Genomic DNA, 19,528 nt, shown 5'->3' on the forward strand with positions numbered 1-19,528 from the left:
GCCCGGTTACATTCCGAACCCGGAAGCTAAGCCTCACAGCGCCGATGGTACTGCAGGGGGGACCCTGTGGGAGAGTAGGACGCCGCCGAACAAATTGTAGGGAGAACCCCCGTACCGGGAAATCGGTACGGGGGTTTTCTGCGTTCAGGGCCAGGTCCGTTTTCGCGGTGGCTCCGCCACCCCTCCGCACCTCGACGCGAGCGCTGCGGGTAAGGTCAGGGGGCATCGTTGGCTCGTTTCCCACAGGAGGCCCCCGGGTGGAGGTCCAGGAGACCCGCGTCCAGACGGACCGGGTCCTCACCATCCCGAACATCCTCAGCATGGCGCGCCTCGTCGGCGTACCCGTCTTCCTGTGGCTGATCCTCCGGCCCGAGTTCGGCGGCCCCAAGAGTGACGGCTGGGCGCTGCTCGTGCTCATGTTGAGCGGCGTCACTGACTATCTCGACGGGAAGCTCGCGCGGCGCTGGAATCAAATCAGCAGCCTCGGCCGGCTGCTCGATCCCGCGGCGGACCGGCTCTACATTCTGTCCACTCTTGTGGGGCTCACCTGGCGTGAGATTCTGCCGCTGTGGTTGACGTCTGTGCTGCTGGCGCGTGAGCTGGTTCTGCTGGTGGTCGTGGCAGTCCTCCGGCGTCACGGCTATCCGCCGCTGCAGGTGAACTTCCTTGGGAAGGCGGCCACCTTCAACCTGATGTACGCCTTCCCTCTGTTGCTGCTCAGCGACGGAAGCGGATGGCTCGCGTCACTCGCCGCGATTTTCGGATGGGCGTTCGCCGGGTGGGGTACAACCCTCTATTGGTGGGCAGGAGTCCTCTACGTGGTCCAGGTCCGCCGGCTTCTCAGGGCGGACGCCATGGCCGATTGAGCTCGGCCCGATGGGGCAGTTGAAGCTCCCGGATGGCCCGCACTCGAAAGCTGCGGGACAATCAGGACGGGTGAAGTCGGCCAGACCGTCGTCTCTTCAAGGAGGACGCTTCCGACATGAAGGCCGTCGTGATGGCCGGAGGCGAAGGCACACGCCTTCGTCCCATGACCTCAAGCATGCCCAAGCCGCTCCTGCCGGTGGTGAACCGCCCGATCATGGAGCACGTGCTGCGGCTGCTCAAAAGGCATGGGCTCAATGAGACCGTCGTTACTGTCCAGTTCTTGGCCTCGCTGGTCAAGAACTACTTCGGTGACGGCGAGGAGCTCGGTATGGAGCTCACCTATGCCAATGAGGAGAAGCCACTCGGTACTGCCGGGAGCGTCAAGAACGCCGAGGAGGCGTTGAAGGACGACACCTTCCTGGTGATCTCCGGTGACGCCCTGACCGACTTCGATCTCACCGACCTCATCAATTTCCACAAGGAAAAGGGTGCGATGGTCACCGTCTGTCTGACGCGTGTGCCGAACCCCCTTGAATTCGGCATCACCATCGTGGACGAAGAGGGCAAGGTCGAGCGCTTCCTGGAGAAACCCACCTGGGGCCAGGTCTTCTCCGACACCGTCAACACGGGTATCTACGTGATGGAGCCCGAAGTCTTCGACTACGTCGAGGCCGATGTCTCGGTCGACTGGTCCGGCGATGTCTTTCCTCAGCTGATGAAGGAGGGCAAGCCGGTCTTCGGCTATATCGCCGAGGGCTACTGGGAGGACGTCGGCACCCACGAGAGCTATGTGAAAGCGCAGGCTGACGTCCTCGAGGGCAAGGTCGACGTCGAGATCGACGGTTTCGAGATCTCCCCGGGCGTATGGGTCGCCGAAGGCGCCGAAGTGCACCCCGACGCCGTACTGCGCGGCCCGCTCTACATCGGCGACTACGCCAAGGTCGAAGCGGACGCCGAAATCCGCGAGCACACCGTCGTCGGCTCCAACGTCGTCGTCAAGAGTGGGGCCTTTCTGCACCGGGCCGTGGTCCACGACAACGTGTACATCGGCCAGCACAGCAATTTGCGGGGCTGCGTGATCGGGAAGAACACCGACATCATGCGGGCCGCGAGGATCGAGGACGGCGCTGTCATCGGCGACGAATGCCTCGTCGGTGAAGAATCGATCATCCAGGGAAACGTACGCGTCTATCCGTTCAAGACCATCGAGGCCGGCGCCTTCGTCAACACCTCGGTGATCTGGGAGTCGCGCGGTCAGGCGCATCTCTTCGGCGCGCGCGGTGTCACCGGAATCCTGAACGTGGAGATCACTCCGGAGCTCGCCGTGCGCCTGGCGGGGGCGTATGCGACGACGCTCAAGAAGGGCTCCACCGTCACCACGGCCCGCGACCACTCCCGAGGCGCCCGTGCGCTGAAGCGGGCGGTCATCTCGGCGCTGCAGGCCAGCGCCATCGACGTACGCGATCTGGAGAACGTACCGCTGCCAGTGGCTCGTCAGCAGACCGCCAGGGGCAGTGCGGGCGGGATCATGATCCGTACGACGCCCGGGGTCCCGGACTCCGTCGACATCATGTTCTTCGACGGACAGGGTGCCGACCTGTCGCAAGGCGGCCAGCGCAAGCTGGACCGGGTGTTCGCGCGGCAGGAGTACCGGCGTGCGTTCCCGGGGGAGATCGGAGATCTGCACTTCCCGGCCAGCGTCTTCGACTCGTACACCGGATCACTGCTCAGGAATGTCGACACCACCGGTATCACCGAATCCGGTCTGAAGGTGGTCGTGGACGCCTCGAACGGCAGTGCGGGGCTGGTGTTGCCCAGTCTGTTGGGCAAGCTCGGTGTGGACTCCCTGACCATCAATCCCGGTCTCGACGAATCGAGGCCCACGGAGACGACGGACACGCGGCGGGCCGGTCTGGTGCGGCTGGGCGAGATCGTCGCGTCCGCGCGGGCCGCGTTCGGGGTGCGTTTCGACCCGGTGGGCGAGCGGCTCTCGCTCGTCGACGAGAAGGGACGGATCGTCGAGGACGACCGGGCCCTGCTGGTCATGCTCGACCTGGTGGCCGCGGAGCGGCGCAGTGGGCGGGTGGCGCTGCCGGTGACCACCACGCGGATCGCCGAGCAGGTGGCGGCGTACCACGGGACGCAGGTGGAGTGGACGACGACGTCTCCGGACGATCTGACGAGGGTCGGACGCGAGGAGTCGACGATCTTCGGCGGTGACGGGCGCGGCGGATTCATCATTCCGGAGTTCAGCAGCGTCTTCGACGGCGCGGCGGCTTTCGTACGACTGATCGGGCTGGTGGCGCGGACGCAGCTCACGCTGAGCCAGATCGACGCGCGTATTCCGCGGGCGCACGTCCTCAAGCGCGACCTGGCCACTCCTTGGGCCGTCAAGGGCCTGGTGATGCGCCGGGTCGTGGAGGCGGCCGGGGACCGGTTCGTGGACACGACCGACGGCGTGCGGGTCGTGGAGACGGACGGGCGCTGGGTGATGGTGCTTCCCGACCCCGCCGAGGCGGTGACGCATCTGTGGGCGGAGGGGCCTGACGACGCGTCTGCGGAGGCCCTGCTCGACGAGTGGGCTGCCGTCGTGGACAGCGCAGGTCGCTGAAACGGACAGCACACGTGCGTGCCGGACAAGTGCCCCCAAAGGGGCCTGTCCGGCACGCCGGTGGGGCCATTCGGAGGTAGCGCCCACGACGTGCGACGATGTGCGGCATGCCGCAGCAGCCCCCCATTCGGAGCACACCTCCGCGCCCCCCGCGCCCGGACGCCTCCATGTCGCTGCTCACCAACGTCATGGATCACAGCCTCGACGACGGATATGCCGAGGCCGCCGCCCGTAGGCAGACCGAGGGTGCCGGTGGCATGCCGAAGACGGTGCGGGCGAAGCTGGGCCTCGCGGCCGGTCTCGTCCTCGCGGCCCTGGTGGTGACCGTGGGCGCGGCGAACGCGCGGATCGCGGCACCGGTCGTCGCCAAGGAGCGCCAGGAGCTCATCGACCGCGTCGAGCGAGAGACCGCGGCCGCGGACAAGCTCGAGAGCGGCGTCGACACCCTGCGCGACGATGTGAGCGCCCGGCAGAACGAGGCGCTGAAGAAGCAGGGTGGCAGCGGTCAGGCCGATCTGGTGGGCGTCCTGTCGGGTGCCGTCGCCGTCCACGGGCCCGGTGTGAAGCTCGTCGTGGACGATGCCAAGGAAGCCACCGAGGGCGGCGACGGGAATCCTCGGGAGACCAGCGGGTTCTCCGACACCGGGCGCGTTCGCGACCGTGACATGCAGCGGGTCGTCAACGGGCTCTGGGAGTCCGGCGCGGAGGCCGTCTCGATCAACGGGCAGCGGCTGACGGCACTGTCGGCGATCAGGGCGGCGGGTGACGCGATACTGGTCGACAACAAGCCGCTGGTGCCGCCCTACACGGTGCTGGCGGTGGGGGACGGCGAGCGGCTCAGCACCAGGTTCCAGAACGGTGCCGACGGCCTGTATCTGCACGCCCTGCAGGAGAACTACGGCATCCGGACCGCCATTTCCGTCGAAAAGGACGTCCAGTTGTCCGCCGCACCGAGTGTGATCGTACGTACAGCACAGCCGAGCACAGAGAAGGGCACATCGTGATCGCCGTACTGGGCCTCGTCGTGGGAGTCGTGGCTGGATTGTTGGTCCGGCCCGAGGTTCCGGCGGTCGTCGAGCCTTACCTTCCGATCGCCGTCGTGGCGGCGCTGGACGCCGTCTTCGGAGGGCTGCGGGCGATGCTCGACGGCATCTTCGACGACAAGGTCTTCGTGGTCTCCTTCCTGTCGAACGTGGTCGTGGCCGCACTGATCGTCTTCCTGGGCGACAAGTTGGGTGTGGGCGCCCAACTCTCCACCGGCGTCGTGGTCGTCCTCGGCATCCGCATCTTCTCCAACGCCGCGGCGATCCGCCGGCATGTCTTCCGGGCGTGAGGCCGATGAGCAACGAAGGCGAGACACCCGAGAACCGGCTGCGCAGGGAGCTTCCCGAAGAGGTCCCGGCCGCGGCTCCCGAGAGTTCGGAGCCCGAGCAGCGTGACGAGAAGGACGAGCCGTCGCTCACCGGCCGGCAGCGGCTGGTGAAGGGGGTGTGGCCGCCACGGGTCACGCGGGCGCAACTCATCGTCGCCGTGCTGCTGTTCGGCCTCGGCTTCGGTCTGGCCGTTCAGGTGGCCTCCAACAGCGACAGCGGCAGCGCCCTGCGCGGCGCGCGTCAAGAAGATCTCGTACGCATCCTCGATGAACTCGACAACCGTACGCAGCGTCTAGAAGACGAGAAGCAGGGTCTCGAAGATCAGCGCACCGAGCTGGAGAACAGCTCGAACCAGGCCGCGGAGGCCCGCAAGCAGACCGCCGAGAAGGAGAAGCAACTCGGCATTCTGGCGGGCACGGTGGCGGCGCAGGGACCCGGCATCACGCTGACGATCAACGACACGAAGGGGACGGTCAAGGCGGACATGCTGCTTGACGCGATCCAGGAGCTGCGCGCCGCCGGTGCGGAGGCGATCCAGGTGAACGGTGTACGGGTCGTCGCCAGTACCTATCTGGCCGACTCCGGCAAGGGCGTGAGCGTCGACGGGAACAAGATCACCCAGCCCTATCGTTTCAAGGTCATCGGTAAGCCGCAGGACCTTGAGCCGGCGCTCAACATCCCCGGAGGTGTGGTGCAGACTCTCGAGAAGGAGCAGGCCACCGTCACGGTGGAGCGTGCGACGAAGATCATTGTGGATGCCTTGCGGGCTGCGAAGCAGCCTGACTACGCTCGGTCGTCCTCCCAGTGAACCGGGGGTGCATGGGCGACGTCCGGCGAGGGCATGAGGTTGCGGGGGGTCGGCGCACCGAATGGGTGGTGCGTGGTGGAAACTGTCTGGTGGATACGGACGTTGTGAGGATGTCCGGGTCGACCGGTGTGTTCAATCAGTGTTCGTCCTGCCCCACGGGCGGGTCTGTTTCGGTCAAGGGGAATCGCCCGTGAAGTTGTTTGCGAAGTTGTTCGGCAAGAGCGCACGAGGAGAGGGCAGCGACAACGCGACTGCCCGACACCGTGCACCACGCCATGGAGACGCGGAGGGCCAGAGCGGCGACCGCCCGCTGTTCCGGGACCAGGTCGGTGACATTCCCGGTGGTCAGGGCGCGCCGTCTGTTGACCCTGCCCAGTCCGGACGCATAGGTTTCGGGGAACCGTCAGCCTCAAGTGCGGGTGGAGGGTTCGCCTCCGACCCGTACGCGTCCCATGCCCCTGGGGGGCAGCCGCGGCAGGAGGATCCGTCCATGTCGGCCCTGGTGTGTACGAGGTGCGGTAACCGCAACGCGGAGAACAGCCGCTTCTGCTCCAACTGCGGTGCGCCGCTGCGACCCGGTGCGGTCCCGGAGCGTCCGTCCGAGACCACGTCCACGATCTCCATCTCGGGCATCGAGGCCTACGACGCCGAGGTCACCGGCCAGACGCAGATGCCGACGCTCTCTCCGGAGGCGCAGGCGGCCGTCGACGCGCTGCCGCTCGGTTCGGCGCTCCTGGTGGTGCGCCGCGGTCCGAACTCGGGCAGCCGCTTCCTGCTGGACAGCGACCTGACCACGGCCGGGCGTCATCCACAGAGCGACATCTTCCTGGACGACGTGACCGTGTCGCGTCGCCATGTGGAGTTCCGTCGCGCCGCGGACGGCTCGTTCACGGTCGCCGACGTGGGCAGCCTGAACGGTACGTACGTCAACAGGGAGCGAATCGACTCGGTCCCGCTGTCGAACGGTGACGAGGTGCAGATCGGCAAGTACCGGCTGGTCTTCTACGCGAGCCAGCGAGGCATCTGACCCTCCCCCGGACTCCGTCCGGGGGGACCCTCAGGAAGGTCCATGCTTCGATCACCGAGCGGCGGTGCCGGGAGCGGTACCGCCGCAGCGGACAGTGGGCTGATGAGCATCGGCTCGGTGCTGAACACGCTGCGCGACGAGTTCCCCGAAGTCACGATCTCCAAGATCCGGTTCCTGGAGTCGGAGGGGCTCATCGAGCCGCAGCGGACCCCCTCGGGGTATCGCAAGTTCAGCCAGGCGGACGTCGAGCGCCTGGGGCACGTACTGCGGATGCAGCGGGACCACTATCTGCCGTTGAAGGTGATCCGCGAGCATCTGGACGCGCTGGAGCGTGGGGAGCCGGTGCGGCTGCCGTCCGTGGGGCGGCAGCGCGAATCCGGTGACGGGGAGCCGTTCGGTGGGCTCGGTGACCTCTTCGGGGAGCCCGAGGCACCCACAGCGGCCCGGGTGGGCCGTGCGGAGCTGCTGGCCGCCGCCGAGATCGGCGAGCAGGAGCTTCAGGAGTGGGAGTCGTACGGACTCCTTGCCCCGCTCGCGGACGGGGCATATGACGCTGAGGCGGTGACGGTCGCCGTGCTCGTCGTCGAGCTCGGGCGGTTCGGGATCGAGCCGCGCCATTTGCGCGCGATGAAGGCCGCGGCCGAACGTGACGCGGGGCTCGTGGACCAGGTGGTGGCCCCTTTGCGGCGCCACCGCAATCCGCAGACCAGGGCGCACGCCGAGGCCCGTACGAAGGAGCTGGCGGGGCTCACGGTGAAGCTGCACGCGGCGCTGGTGCAGACCGCGCTGGGCGTCCGGCTGCCCTGACTCGAAGTGCCGCCGGGCGTCCGGATCGGCCCCCCGTTCTGTGCCCGACTACCCAAACATCCCGGGCACGGCCTAGGGTTGCTGTGTGAACGAGCTCGATGTCGTAGGTGTCCGGGTCGAAATGCCCTCCAACCAACCGATCGTGCTCCTGCGTGAAGTGGGAGGCGACCGCTACCTCCCCATCTGGATCGGACCGGGGGAGGCGACGGCGATCGCCTTCGCCCAGCAGGGCATGGCCCCCGCGCGACCGCTGACCCACGACCTGTTCAAGGACGTGCTGGAAGCCGTCGGCCAGGAGCTCACCGAGGTGCGCATCACTGATCTGCGCGAGGGGGTCTTCTACGCGGAGCTGGTGTTCGCCAGCGGGGTCGAGGTCAGTGCCCGTCCGTCCGACGCCATAGCGCTGGCGCTGCGCACCGGGACGCCGATCTACGGCAGTGACGGTGTGCTCGACGACGCCGGCATCGCGATCCCGGACGAGCAGGAGGACGAGGTGGAGAAGTTCCGCGAGTTCCTCGACCAGATCTCGCCCGAGGACTTCGGGACCAACAGCCAGTGAGTGGACCGATCGCCCGAGGGTGGGCGGTCGGACACCCGGGCTCGGGAGCAGGCAGTGGCGCACACCCCCTGGCAAGCCGCTGGATCGCAGGACTCCGGGGCGGCAATTGCCCGTGGCCCGTGGGGCGCGCTGCGGCCCGCTCCGAGAGCATTCGGCTAGCCTTTCCCCGCGGTGGGACACGGGAAACCACTCCTAGGGTGATTATCACTCGGCGTGCCGAGTGTGGCGATCGTTGACGCACCCCCGGTGACTGCCTACCGTCGAGAGGGCAGGTCAAGGACGGAGGTCGGCGTGAGAAGCAGCGGCGACGGTACGGCTGGGGGTGCCCCCGGACGAAGTCTGGGGGAGAGCGGCCCGTACCCTCCCCCAAGCTCTCGGCTCAGCTCGAGCAGGGGGTACCCCCATCACGGCAGCGCGGCCGATCACATTCCGCAGCGGCCGACAGCGGTGTCTGGTGAGTCCGGTGAGGGCGGGGCGGCTGCCGAGGAGATCGGCTACCGCGGTCCTACGGCGTGTGCCGCCGCGGGCATCACCTACCGGCAGTTGGACTACTGGGCCAGGACAGGTCTGGTGGAACCGAGCGTGCGGCCCGCCTATGGGTCGGGGACCCAGCGGCTCTACAGCTTCCGGGATGTCGTCGTCCTGAAGATCGTGAAGCGGTTCCTCGACACGGGAGTGTCGTTGCAGAACATCCGCACCACGGTCCAGCACCTCAGGGAACGCGGCTTCCGGGACCTGGAGCGGATGACGCTGATGAGCGATGGCGCGACCGTCTACGAATGCTCCTCGCCCGACGAGGTCCACGCCCTGTTGCAGGGCGGTCAGGGCGTCTTCGGGATCGCCGTGGGCGTGGTGTGGCGGGACGTCGAGAGCGCGCTCTCGCAGTTGCACGGGGAGCGTGTGGACACGGGCGAGACGCTCGTCGGGCACAACCCGACGGACGAGCTGGCGCGCCGGCGCAATCGGGCCGTCTGAGGTCCGCAGCGGCATTGTCAGTGGCGTAGGGCAGCATCGGACATGTGAGAACCGCGCCTACGATCCTGCATCTCGACATGGATGCCTTCTTCGCCTCGGCGGAGCAGGCGTCCAAGCCGAGCCTGCGCGGGAAGGCCGTCGTCGTGGGCGGGCTCGGACCCCGCGGAGTCGTCTCGACCGCCTCGTACGAGGCGCGGGTCTTCGGGGTGCACTCGGCGATGCCCATGGCCCAGGCGCGGCGGCTGGCGCCGAACGCCGCGTATCTCGTGCCCCGCTTCACGCTCTACCGGGAGGTCAGCGAGCAGGTGATGGGGCTGCTGGGGGCGTTGTCGCCGCTGGTGGAGCCGCTGAGCCTGGACGAGGCGTTCGTCGATCTGGAGGCGGGGGAAGCGGCCTGGGACGAGGCTTCCGCGCGGCTGGTCGGGGCGAAGCTGCGCGCGGACATCCGGGCCGTCACGGGGCTGACGGGTTCGGTGGGGCTCGCCGCGTCCAAGATGCTCGCCAAGATCGCTTCGGAGCAGGCGAAGCCCGACGGTCTCGTGGTCATAGAACCTGGGACGGAGCGCGCGCTGCTGGGGCCGATGTCGGTGCGGACGCTGCCGGGTGTCGGGCCCGCGACCGGGGACCATCTGCGCCGGGCCGGGATCACCACGGTCGACGAGATCGCCGAAGCGGGCGAGGACGAACTCGTGCGGCTGGTGGGGAAGGCGCACGGGCACGCGCTGTACGCGATGGCGCTGGCGCACGACGAGCGGCCCGTGGTGGCCGAGCGGGAGACGAAGTCCGTGTCGGTGGAGGACACGTACGACGTGGACATCCACGACCGGATGCGGGTCGGCATGGAGGTCCAGCGGCTCGCCGACCGGTGTGTGCGGCGGTTGCGGGATGCGGGGCTGTCCGGGCGGACCATCGTGCTGAAGGTGCGGAGGTACGACTTCTCGACGCTGACCCGGTCGGAGACGCTGCGCGGGCCGACGGACGACCCCGGTGTCGTACGGGAGGCTGCCGCGCGGCTTCTGGAGGCGGTGGACACGACCGGGGGCGTGCGGCTGCTGGGGGTCGGCGTCTCGGGGCTCGCGGACTACACGCAGGAGGACCTGTTCGCCCAGGCCCAGGCTCAGGCGCAAGCGGAGGCGGAGTCCGCCGCGGGGGAGGCGGCGGTGCTGGAGCATCCGGACGAGGAGGGGGCGGGGGAAGTGGCTGCCGAGCAGACGCCGCCTGCCGAGCGCCGGTGGCCTGCGGGGCATGACGTGCGGCATGCGGAGTACGGGCACGGATGGGTGCAGGGGAGTGGGCTCGGGAGGGTGACCGTGCGGTTCGAGACGCCTTACTCCGAGCCGGGGCGCGTGCGGACGTTTCGTACGGATGATGTCGCGTTGGAGTCGGCTGATCCGTTGCCGTTGGTGAGGGGGGCCGTGTGCGATCGCCGTGGGGGGTGAGGTCGGTTCGGCCGTCGCGGGTTGTTCGTGGCGGGCCGCGCAGTTCCCCGCGCCCCTCGCGGGGCGCGTCGGCGGGGCCCGATCCGAGAAGTCACCCCTCGTCCGTGCCTGCCAGGCGGCCGAAGTCGCGGTCCGGGGGTGGGGGCGGGGGCGTCACGTCCAGGCCGTAGTGGTGGTAGAGCTGGAGTTCCTGTTCGGGAGAGAGGTGGCGGCCCACGCCGAAGTCGGGGGCGTCCTTGATCAGGGCGCGGTCGAAGGGGACACGCAGGGTGCCCTCGACGACTTCGCTGGGCTCCAGCGGGACGAAGGCGTCCCTGCTGAACAGGCCCGTCCGTATGGCGGCCCACTCCGGGACGCCGGTCGCGTCGTCGAGATAGACCTCGTCGACCGTGCCGATTTTGGCGCCGTTGCGGTCGAGCGCCTTGCGGCCGATCAGGTTGCGCGGATCGATGTCGGTCTGCACGGTCCCTCCACTCGCTAGCAACTCATCCGTAAGCACTACAAAAGAGCACATTCGGGAAGGTGGCCACTCGAAAGCTCGTGCGTTCTCCTCGCTGGTAGGCTGGCAAGCGGCTGCTGACCCCGTGCGGGAGAGTCCTCCAGACATCATCGGAGGCGCCGAAGGAGCAAATCCTCCCCGGAATCTCTCAGGCACACGTACCGCACGGACGAGGTCACTCTGGAAAGCAGGGCGGGTGTCGAAGGCCTCCGCCCTCACCGACGGTGAAAGCCGGGTCGCAGCGAGCGGGCGGGCCGGTGAAGCTCTCAGGTTGAGATGACAGAGGGGGAGGCCGTCGGGGTACCCGCGCCGTGGTGCCCCTCGAAGGTCGTGTCAGACCAGGAGGCCTCCGCAATGACCGCCCATCGCATTCCGCTCTCCGAGCTCGAACAGGGAATCCCCTTCGAGCAGCGCCACATCGGGCCCGACCCCGAGGCGCGGGCCAAGATGCTCGCGCAGGTCGGGTACGGCTCGCTCGACGAGCTGACGGCCGCCGCGGTGCCGGACGTCATCAAGAACGCCGAGGCGCTGGAGCTGCCGGGCGCGCGCACCGAGGCCGAGGTACTGGCCGAGCTGCGCTCCCTCGCGGACCGCAACCAGGTGCTCGACTCGATGATCGGCCTCGGCTACTACGGCACGTTCACGCCGCCGGTGATCCTGCGCAACGTCATGGAGAACCCGGCCTGGTACACCGCGTACACGCCGTACCAGCCGGAGATCTCCCAGGGGCGGCTCGAAGCGCTGCTGAACTTCCAGACCGTCGTCGCCGAGCTGACCGGGCTGCCCACCTCCGGCGCCTCGCTGCTCGACGAGGGCACCGCCGCCGCCGAGGCGATGTCGCTGTCCCGGCGCATGGGCAAGAACAAGAAGGGCCTCTTCCTGGTCGACGCGGACACCCTGCCGCAGACCGTCGCCGTCATCGAGACCCGCGCGGAGCCGACCGGCGTCGAGGTCGTCGTCGCCGACCTGGGCGAGGGCATCCCGGCCGAGATCGCCGGGCGTGAGATCAACGGCGTGCTGATCCAGTACCCGGGCGCCTCCGGTGCCGTACGCGACCTGAAGCCCGTCATCGAGCAGGCGCACGAGCTCGGCGCGGTCGTCACGGTCGCCGCCGACCTGCTCGCCCTCACGCTGCTCGCCTCGCCCGGTGAGCTCGGCGCCGACATCGCGATCGGTACGACCCAGCGCTTCGGCGTGCCGATGGGCTTCGGCGGTCCGCACGCCGGATACATGGCGGTGCGTGAGAAGTTCGCGCGCAGCCTGCCCGGCCGGCTGGTGGGTGTCTCCGTGGACGCCGACGGACACAAGGCGTACCGGCTCGCCCTGCAGACGCGGGAGCAGCACATCCGCCGCGAGAAGGCGACCAGCAACATCTGCACGGCGCAGGTGCTGCTCGCGGTGATGGCCGGCATGTACGCCGTCTACCACGGTCCCGAGGGGCTGCGGACCATCGCGCGGCGTACGCACCGGTACGCCACGATCCTCGCCGCGGGCCTGACGGCCGGCGGGGTCGAGGTGGTGCACGGCGCCTACTTCGACACGCTGACCGCGCGGGTGCCGGGCCGCGCCGCCGAGGTCGTGGCGGGCGCGCGCGACGGAGGTGTCAACCTCCACCTCGTCGACGCCGACCACGTGTCGATCGCGTGCGACGAGACCACCGCCCGCAAGCAGGTGGGCGCCGTCTGGACCGCGTTCGGCGTCGACGGTGACATCGAGGCCCTGGACGCCGTCGCCGAGGACACGCTGCCCGCGGCGCTGCTGCGCACCGACGACTACCTCACGCACCCGGTCTTCCACCAGTACCGCTCCGAGACCGCGATGCTGCGCTACCTGCGCAAGCTGTCCGACCGCGACTACGCGCTCGACCGCGGCATGATCCCGCTGGGCTCGTGCACCATGAAGCTCAACGCGACCACCGAGATGGAGCCCGTCACCTGGCCCGAGTTCGGCCAGCTGCACCCCTTCGTGCCCGCCGAGCAGGCGCAGGGCTATCTCACCCTCATCCAGGAGCTGGAGGAGCGGCTCGCCGAGGTCACCGGGTACGACAAGGTGTCGCTCCAGCCGAACGCGGGCTCCCAGGGCGAGCTGGCCGGGTTGCTGGCCGTACGCGGCTACCACCGGGCCAACGGCGATGACCAGCGCACGGTCTGCCTGATCCCGTCCTCCGCGCACGGCACGAACGCCGCGAGCGCCGTGATGGCCGGCATGAAGGTCGTCGTCGTGAAGACCGCCGAGGACGGCGAGATCGACGTCGAGGACCTGCGCGCGAAGATCGAGCAGCACCGCGACGAGCTCGCGGTGCTGATGATCACCTACCCCTCGACGCACGGTGTGTTCGAGGAGCACGTCGCCGACATCTGCGCGCAGGTGCACGAGGCGGGCGGGCAGGTGTACGTCGACGGCGCCAACCTCAACGCGCTGGTGGGCCTCGCCAAGCCGGGCCACTTCGGCGGTGACGTCTCCCACCTGAACCTGCACAAGACGTTCTGCATCCCGCACGGCGGCGGCGGTCCGGGCGTGGGCCCGGTCGGCGTACGCGCGCACCTGGCGCCGTACCTGCCGAACCACCCGCTGCAGCCCGCGGCCGGCCCAGAGACCGGCGTGGGACCGATCTCCGCCGCTCCCTGGGGCTCGGCGGGCATTCTGCCCATCTCCTGGGCGTACGTCCGTCTCATGGGCGGCGAGGGCCTCAAGCGGGCCACGCAGGTGGCGGTGCTGTCCGCGAACTACATCGCCAAGCGCCTGGAGCCGCACTTCCCGGTGCTCTACACCGGTCCCGGCGGGCTCGTCGCGCACGAGTGCATCATCGATCTGCGGCCGCTGACCAAGGCGACGGGCGTCAGCGTCGACGACATCGCCAAGCGGCTCATCGACTACGGCTTCCACGCGCCGACGATGTCCTTCCCGGTGGCCGGCACGCTGATGATCGAGCCCACCGAGTCCGAGGACCTGATCGAGCTCGACCGGTTCTGCGACGCGATGATCGCCATTCGTGCGGAGATCGACAAGGTCGGCTCGGGCGTCTGGGCGGCCGAGGACAACCCGCTGCGGAACGCGCCGCACACCGCCGCCGCGCTCGGTGGCGAGTGGAAGCACGAGTACACCCGCGAGGAGGCCGTCTTCCCGGCCGGTGTCTCGGCCGCGGACAAGTACTGGCCGCCGGTGCGCCGCATCGACCAGGCGTACGGCGACCGGAACCTGGTCTGTTCCTGCCCGCCGCTGGACGCTTACGAAGAGTAGTCACCCTCGGATACGCGTCGGGGCCGGTTCGGAGATCACGTCTCCGGGCCGGCCCCTCTCCATGTCCGGGCGGTGGTCACCGCCACCCGGTTGTGCGGCTCAGGCGGCCGTCATCACGTGCTCGCTGCCCTGGGGGCGGTGCGGGGCGATGATCTGGCCGTCGGGCAGGAGCTCACCGGTGTCCTCGAAGAGCAGAACGCCGTTGCACAGCAGGCTCCATCCCTGCTCCGGGTGGTGCGCCACGAGACGGGCGGACTCCCGGTCGGCTGATTCGGCTGTCGGACACGGTGGCTGGTGCTGGCACATGGATGGGATCTTTCGCTGGGATGAGAGATGAGTGGTGACTGTGGTGTCTTTCCCGCGGCTTGAAGTGCTCATGGCCGCCCCCCGGTGGCGTGTGTTTGGAACCCAGTGTTGCCCTACGGGCGTCAATCCGCAGGGATTTCGCAGCAGCGCTCCTCACAGGTTGGAGACGCGTCACCCGTGCGGACGGTTCAGTCCAACTGCACGGTCCCTTCGGGGGGTTCGCGGTGGCCGGATGGGGCTAGTCCGGTCGGGGTGGAGGGGGCGTTGTCCCTCGTACGAGCGCTGTGGGGCCCGAACGAGCGGACGGGTTCGGGCGGCAGCGTGCCCCGCGACCGGGACAACGGTAGCGGGGCACGGGGCGTTGCGCTTGGTGTGCTTCTCCGGGTGGGTGATCAGGCGGGCGAGCTGAGCAGTGGGGCGGGAGAGAGCCGGTGTGTGAGGACCGGGAGGAGTTCGGCGACGCGGTGCGGGCGATGCGCGGCGATACCGGGCGGCGCGGGCGCCAGCGGCACCAGGAGATCGGTGGCGGCCGGGTGCCCGGTGGCGCCGTCCGCGGCGCAGTCGCCGTGCAGCCAGAGGGTGAGCATGTAGAGCTCGGGAACGGACAGCAGCCGCGGCTGGTACGGCTGGCTCATGTTCTCGGCGTGACGCAGGGCGCGCTCGGTGGAGGCGATGTAGGGGCCTTCGAAGAAGTGCGAGAAGGCCCAGCCGTCGGCAGTGAGCATGGTGTCGGCCGCGGCCACCGACCGCTCGCCGCAGCGGATCAGGAAGCGCCATCCGGCGAGCCGGGTGGTGGAGGCGCCGGCCGGTGCGATGCGGTCCAGAACGTGTACGGGCAACGGGAGTTCGGGGGTGACGGGTCCCTGGGCCATGCGTAGGGACGGGGTGCGGGCCTCGCGGACTGCGGTGGGGGAACCGAGTGCCGTGAGGACGGTGCGCAGGGCGGGCGAGGGAGCCGGGGGGACATGCAGCGGCATGGTGGGTCGCCTCTCATTCGACAGGCACAGTGGCGCGAGGGCCGGGGCGGACGGCGCTGTCAGCTCTCGGGGTCGGAGGGGCGAGGGGTCTGGATCTGCCGACAGGATGTCGCCTGCCGCATGTCACCTCGACGACAGGACCTGGGACCGCGAGCGCCAACTCTCCGCCTCGTTTGCGGAGTTTATACGACACGTGTTCAGATGGTGTTTCATCTAGCTGTCCTGAATATGAAGAGCAAGGCGATATTCGGTCGACGAAACGAGACGTTCATCCCGATTCTGTGTCGGGGCCCGCCGGTGACCTCGGATTGCTTTGCCGGAGCGGTCGGCCGATTCTCGTCGGCGTTTTTCACGAGATCGTGTCAGGCTGAAACTGTGCTCTGGTTCATGCCCCGTGAATGTGCCTCCGGACAACGGGTACCAGGGTAGCGGTCGACGAGGCTGTAGAGGGCGTTATCGATCGTGTTGCCTGGGCATCATCCTCCGGGACGGCAGGGGCCGGAGGATCGGCCTGCCCATTCGAGGAGGGACGCTTCGATGGGAGAGAAGGTCGTGGCAGCGTCGTTCGACCTGTCCGATCGCCAGCACTACCGAGGCAAGCTCCGGGAGTGTCTGACGGGGCTGGCGCGGCTGCTGGAGGAGAAGCGGTTCGATCGCCCGAAGAATCTCATGGGACTGGAGATCGAACTGAATCTCGCCGGGCCCGACGGCATGCCCAGGATGATGAATGCGCAAGTACTCGAAAGGATTGCGAGCCGAGACTTTCAAACAGAACTTGCCATGTTCAACCTGGAAGTCAACATAGCCCCACATCGATTGGACGGGCGGGTATTCGACCGGCTCGCCGAGGAGCTGCACACGTCGCTCGCATATGCCCATCGAAAGGCCGGCGAACTCGACGCGGGAATCATGATGATCGGGATTCTACCGACGCTCGACCGTGACGACCTGGTCTCCTCGAACCTGTCGGACGTCGATCGCTACACCCTGCTCAACGATCAGATCGTGGCCGCCCGTGGCGAGGACTTCGTGCTCGACATCGACGGGGTGGAGCGCCTCGTCTGTACCTCGAAGTCCATCGCACCCGAGGCCGCTTGCACCTCCGTGCAGTTGCACCTCCAGGTCACCCCGGCGCGCTTCGCGGACGTGTGGAACGCGGCGCAGGCCGTTGCCGCCGTGCAGGTCGCGATCGGTGCCAACTCGCCCTTCCTGTTCGGCCGTGAGCTGTGGCGCGAGTCGCGGCCGCCGCTGTTCCAGCAGTCCACCGACACCCGCCCGCCCGAGCTCCAGGCGCAGGGGGTGCGTCCGCGCACCTGGTTCGGCGAGCGGTGGATCTCCTCGGCGTACGACCTCTTCGAGGAGAACCTGCGCTTCTTCCCGCCTCTGCTGCCCATCAGTGACGGGGAGGACCCCCTCGCGGTCCTCGACGCCGGAGGCATTCCCAGGCTCGCCGAACTCGTGCTGCACAACGGCACGGTCTACCGCTGGAACCGGCCCGTGTACGACGTCGCCGACGGAGTCCCGCACCTGCGCGTCGAGAACCGGGTGCTGCCCGCCGGTCCCACCGTCACCGATGTCGTCGCCAACGCGGCGTTCTACTACGGGGTCGTGCGTGCGCTCGCCGAGGAGGCGCGGCCCGTGTGGACACGGCTGTCGTTCGAGTCCGCGGCGGCCAACTTCGACGCGGCCTGCCGCCATGGCATCGACGCGCGGCTGGAGTGGCCGCGGCGGGGACGGTACGGGGGTACCACCGCGAAGGTCGAGGCCGTGCACCTGGTCCGTGACGAACTGCTGCCGCTCGCCGCGGCGGGGCTGGACGCGTGGGGCGTCGAGCCGGCCGACCGGGACTACTACCTGGGGGTGATCGAGGACCGGTGCCGGCTGCGTGCCAACGGTGCGACCTGGCAGGCGGCCACCTTCCACCAGGCGTTGGAGAAGGGTCTCGCGAGGGACGCCGCGCTGGCCGCGACCACCCGGCGCTACGGCGAGCTGATGCACCTCGGTGAGCCCGTGCACACCTGGCCGGTGGGACTGCCGGAGCCGGTACCGCTGGGCTGATCGGGGCGGCCCGGTCGTATCGGGGGTGTGGGGATGAGCTCCCCGAGTCGGTGTCCCCGATGCAGGCCTGTAGTGGGTGTGGTTGGGACGGATGGCCTGTCCGGGGGTTCCTGGACCGGGATGGCGTGTCTGTGGGTGCGTCGCTGCGCCCCCGGCCAGATGGCCTGCGGCGACGCCCCGGGCGGGCTGTGACGGTGGCTTTTTTCGGGGCGTCAGCCCTGGCTCTGGCTGCCCGCCGCCACGATGGCCCTGAGGATCACCGAGTGGATCTGCGTGGGGTCGTTGACCTGCTGGCCGGAGCCGCCCGTCGCCTTGGCGATCTCCTGGACCTCCGCCTTGTCGGCGTCCGGACCCACGGCGATGGCGATCAGCGGCACCGGGCGCTGTGGGTCGGTGAGCTTCTGCAGTTGGGTGACGAGGGCGGAGCGCGAGATGCTTCCCGGGTCCTGGTTGACGCCGTCGGTCAGCAGCACCAGCGCGTTGAACTTCCCCTTGACGTAGGAGGAGGTGGCCGCCTTGTACGCGGCGAGCGTGGTGTCGTACAAGCCCGTCGCGCCGTTCGGGACGGGAGACAGGGAGCTGAACGCCGCCGACAGCCTGTCCCGCTGGGTGCCGTTGCCCTGGCGGTCGCCCAGGCGTTGTGTGGGCACGAGCACCCGGTAGTCGCGGTCGCCGTCCAGGCGGGTGGAGAACTTCCACAGCCCGACCTCGTCCTCCGAGGTGAACGTCGCGAGGGCCTGCAGCAGGGACGCCCTGGTGACGTCCATACGGGACTGGCCGGTGCCCGGCACCGGCTGCGCCATGGACGCGGAGGCGTCGACGACCGTGGTGATCCGGGCGCTCTGCACCGTGATCGTCCACGTGCCGAGTGCCTCGTCGACCGCCTTCGCCGGGGTGGGTTCGGGCGCGGCGCGCGCGAACGGCTGCGGGGCCCGCCCCCCGGCCTTGGCGACCAGCGCGGGCGAGACCTTCTCGTCGTCCGTGCGGAACCCGTACCGCTCCAGGATCCGCCGCCCGTCCGACTCGCCGAGCAGCGTCATGAACCGAAGGGCGGCACGGCTCGTGTCGGTGTTCAGCCGTGACTCGTCGACCAGGGTGAACGGGTAGTCCAGCCGCGGCGACCCGTCCTCGGGGTAGAAGAGGTCGAGCCCGGCGCCGCCGCCGGCCGAGGAGTTGTACGCGAACGCCGACTGCTCGGAGAGGATCAGCGCCTGGTTGCGTCGCGGATTGCCCTGCTCGGTGCCGGAGGAGTCGCGCGGGAGGGTGGCCAGGACCTGGCTGTCGCTGTCGGACGTGCGCTGGGAGAGCGTCTTCGCCATGGCCGCCGCCTGGGTGTCACCTCCCTTGATGGTGGCCGCGGCGGTGTTGAGCTGGGTCAGCGCGAGCAGGCCGGCCGCGCTGCGCACCGGGTCGGCCGCACCGAGCCTCAGCCGGTCGTCCCGCAGCGCGGCGCCCGCCAACTCGGTCCAGGTGTACGTCTTCTCGGGCCACCCCAGCGACTTCGCGGCCGACGGGACCATCGCGACGCCGACCGGCGAGGAGGCCACGCTGCCCGCCGCGGTCACCCGGGTCGCGTTGCTCTCGCCACTGACCCGGTTCACCCACAGGGCGGAGTCAGGCACCCACGCCTGGACGTCGGACTTGTTGCCCGACCTCAGTGCGTCGGCGACCTTGTACGACTCGCGCGCCGTCACGGTCACGGCGATGCAGTGGCCGTCGGAGGTGATGTTGTGGTCGCGGGCGTGTTCGGCGACGGCCCTGAGAGCGGGCGCCATGTCCGGGGACGCGGCGAGCTTGAGGGGTACGGCGTCGTCCCGGCAGGACGAGCCGAAGGAGAGCAGACCACCGCGGACCGCGACCGCCGTGCCCGCGGCGACCGTGAGCACCAACGCCGTCGCGATGGCCACCGTACGGCGGCGTGCGCGTGGACGGGGGTCGGCCGCGCCCGCCCCGTACGCATCGGGCAAGCTGTGACGTCCCAT

The 19,528-nt window shown here is 69.0% G+C and carries 16 protein-coding genes, 1 rRNA gene and 1 riboswitch; of the genes, 13 read left to right on the forward strand and 4 right to left on the reverse strand.

All coding sequences use genetic code 11. The annotated features are described in order from the left end of the window. The 11 genes from rrf to ACZ69M_RS37490 form a co-directional block, all read left to right on the forward strand. Positions 1–91: ribosomal RNA gene (gene rrf, locus ACZ69M_RS37440) — 5S ribosomal RNA — on the forward strand; the annotation flags it as partial. Between the two features lie 166 nt (positions 92–257). Continuing rightward, positions 258–866, forward strand: coding sequence for a CDP-alcohol phosphatidyltransferase family protein (locus tag ACZ69M_RS37445; RefSeq protein ID WP_470057058.1), 609 nt, complete (start codon positions 258–260; stop codon positions 864–866). Positions 867–982: 116 nt separating this feature from the next. Then, a complete protein-coding gene (locus tag ACZ69M_RS37450) occupies positions 983–3,478 on the forward strand; it encodes a mannose-1-phosphate guanyltransferase (RefSeq protein ID WP_352053065.1) in 2,496 nt (831 codons plus the stop codon). A gap of 107 nt (positions 3,479–3,585) precedes the next feature. Continuing rightward, positions 3,586–4,482: a DUF881 domain-containing protein gene (locus tag ACZ69M_RS37455; protein WP_470057060.1), complete on the forward strand. Its 897-nt coding sequence runs from the start codon at positions 3,586–3,588 to the stop codon at positions 4,480–4,482. Further along, positions 4,479–4,811 (forward strand): small basic family protein, encoded by a 333-nt coding sequence (locus ACZ69M_RS37460; RefSeq protein WP_003988855.1) that lies wholly within the window; start codon positions 4,479–4,481, stop codon positions 4,809–4,811. Before ACZ69M_RS37455 ends, ACZ69M_RS37460 begins: the two co-directional genes overlap by 4 nt. Positions 4,812–4,816: 5 nt before the next feature. Next, on the forward strand, positions 4,817–5,659 hold the full coding sequence (locus ACZ69M_RS37465; protein ID WP_470057062.1) for a DUF881 domain-containing protein: 843 nt from the start codon (positions 4,817–4,819) through the stop codon (positions 5,657–5,659). Between the two features lie 61 nt (positions 5,660–5,720). After that, positions 5,721–6,686, forward strand: a complete 966-nt coding sequence (locus ACZ69M_RS37470; RefSeq protein WP_382246080.1) for an FHA domain-containing protein — start codon at positions 5,721–5,723, stop codon at positions 6,684–6,686. Between the two features lie 42 nt (positions 6,687–6,728). Then, positions 6,729–7,493 (forward strand): transcriptional regulator FtsR, encoded by a 765-nt coding sequence (gene ftsR / locus ACZ69M_RS37475; protein WP_470057065.1) that lies wholly within the window; start codon positions 6,729–6,731, stop codon positions 7,491–7,493. Positions 7,494–7,578: 85 nt separating this feature from the next. After that, positions 7,579–8,052 carry a bifunctional nuclease family protein gene (locus ACZ69M_RS37480; protein ID WP_006123076.1) on the forward strand — a complete coding sequence of 158 codons (474 nt, stop codon included), beginning with the start codon at positions 7,579–7,581 and terminating at the stop codon, positions 8,050–8,052. A gap of 291 nt (positions 8,053–8,343) precedes the next feature. Beyond that, positions 8,344–9,027, forward strand: a complete 684-nt coding sequence (locus ACZ69M_RS37485) for a MerR family transcriptional regulator (RefSeq protein WP_470057067.1) — start codon at positions 8,344–8,346, stop codon at positions 9,025–9,027. A 44-nt stretch (positions 9,028–9,071) separates the two neighbouring features. Beyond that, positions 9,072–10,466 (forward strand): DNA polymerase IV, encoded by a 1,395-nt coding sequence (locus ACZ69M_RS37490; RefSeq protein ID WP_470057069.1) that lies wholly within the window; start codon positions 9,072–9,074, stop codon positions 10,464–10,466. Positions 10,467–10,557: 91 nt separating this feature from the next. Here ACZ69M_RS37490 and ACZ69M_RS37495 read toward each other — a convergent pair whose 3' ends face one another. Then, a complete protein-coding gene (locus ACZ69M_RS37495; RefSeq protein ID WP_054229128.1) occupies positions 10,558–10,929 on the reverse strand; it encodes a PRC-barrel domain-containing protein in 372 nt (123 codons plus the stop codon). A gap of 114 nt (positions 10,930–11,043) precedes the next feature. Beyond that, positions 11,044–11,139, forward strand: a riboswitch (glycine riboswitch). A gap of 180 nt (positions 11,140–11,319) precedes the next feature. Between ACZ69M_RS37495 and gcvP the strand changes: the two genes are divergently transcribed. Continuing rightward, positions 11,320–14,205: an aminomethyl-transferring glycine dehydrogenase gene (gene gcvP, locus ACZ69M_RS37500; RefSeq protein WP_470057071.1), complete on the forward strand. Its 2,886-nt coding sequence runs from the start codon at positions 11,320–11,322 to the stop codon at positions 14,203–14,205. A 99-nt stretch (positions 14,206–14,304) separates the two neighbouring features. Here gcvP and ACZ69M_RS37505 read toward each other — a convergent pair whose 3' ends face one another. Together ACZ69M_RS37505 and ACZ69M_RS37510 are read right to left on the reverse strand one after the other, a co-directional pair. After that, positions 14,305–14,511, reverse strand: a complete 207-nt coding sequence (locus ACZ69M_RS37505; protein ID WP_054229126.1) for a DUF5999 family protein — start codon at positions 14,509–14,511, stop codon at positions 14,305–14,307. Between the two features lie 392 nt (positions 14,512–14,903). Further along, a complete protein-coding gene (locus ACZ69M_RS37510; RefSeq protein ID WP_470057073.1) occupies positions 14,904–15,488 on the reverse strand; it encodes a hypothetical protein in 585 nt (194 codons plus the stop codon). 537 nt (positions 15,489–16,025) lie between these two features. Between ACZ69M_RS37510 and ACZ69M_RS37515 the strand changes: the two genes are divergently transcribed. Next, on the forward strand, positions 16,026–17,546 hold the full coding sequence (locus tag ACZ69M_RS37515; RefSeq protein ID WP_470057074.1) for a glutamate-cysteine ligase family protein: 1,521 nt from the start codon (positions 16,026–16,028) through the stop codon (positions 17,544–17,546). A 212-nt stretch (positions 17,547–17,758) separates the two neighbouring features. Here the strand turns inward: ACZ69M_RS37515 and ACZ69M_RS37520 are convergent, their stop codons facing one another. Next, entirely contained in the window at positions 17,759–19,528 is a 1,770-nt protein-coding gene (locus ACZ69M_RS37520; protein ID WP_470057075.1) for a substrate-binding and VWA domain-containing protein, read from the reverse strand.

The organism is Streptomyces sp. NPDC107454 (genome assembly GCF_055582885.1).

Excerpts from the sequence above, each read along its gene's own strand:
- ACZ69M_RS37450 (WP_352053065.1), top strand. The coding sequence starts at position 983 with ATGAAGGCCGTCGTGATGGCCGGAGGCGAAGGCACACGCCTTCGTCCC.
- ACZ69M_RS37455 (WP_470057060.1), top strand. The coding sequence starts at position 3,586 with ATGCCGCAGCAGCCCCCCATTCGGAGCACACCTCCGCGCCCCCCGCGC.
- ACZ69M_RS37465 (WP_470057062.1), top strand. The coding sequence starts at position 4,817 with ATGAGCAACGAAGGCGAGACACCCGAGAACCGGCTGCGCAGGGAGCTT.
- ACZ69M_RS37470 (WP_382246080.1), top strand. The coding sequence starts at position 5,721 with ATGGGTGGTGCGTGGTGGAAACTGTCTGGTGGATACGGACGTTGTGAG.
- ftsR (WP_470057065.1), top strand. The coding sequence starts at position 6,729 with ATGCTTCGATCACCGAGCGGCGGTGCCGGGAGCGGTACCGCCGCAGCG.
- gcvP (WP_470057071.1), top strand. The coding sequence starts at position 11,320 with ATGACCGCCCATCGCATTCCGCTCTCCGAGCTCGAACAGGGAATCCCC.
- ACZ69M_RS37505 (WP_054229126.1), bottom strand. The coding sequence starts at position 14,511 with ATGTGCCAGCACCAGCCACCGTGTCCGACAGCCGAATCAGCCGACCGG.
- ACZ69M_RS37510 (WP_470057073.1), bottom strand. The coding sequence starts at position 15,488 with ATGCCGCTGCATGTCCCCCCGGCTCCCTCGCCCGCCCTGCGCACCGTC.
- ACZ69M_RS37515 (WP_470057074.1), top strand. The coding sequence starts at position 16,026 with ATGGGAGAGAAGGTCGTGGCAGCGTCGTTCGACCTGTCCGATCGCCAG.
- ACZ69M_RS37520 (WP_470057075.1), bottom strand. The coding sequence starts at position 19,528 with ATGGGACGTCACAGCTTGCCCGATGCGTACGGGGCGGGCGCGGCCGAC.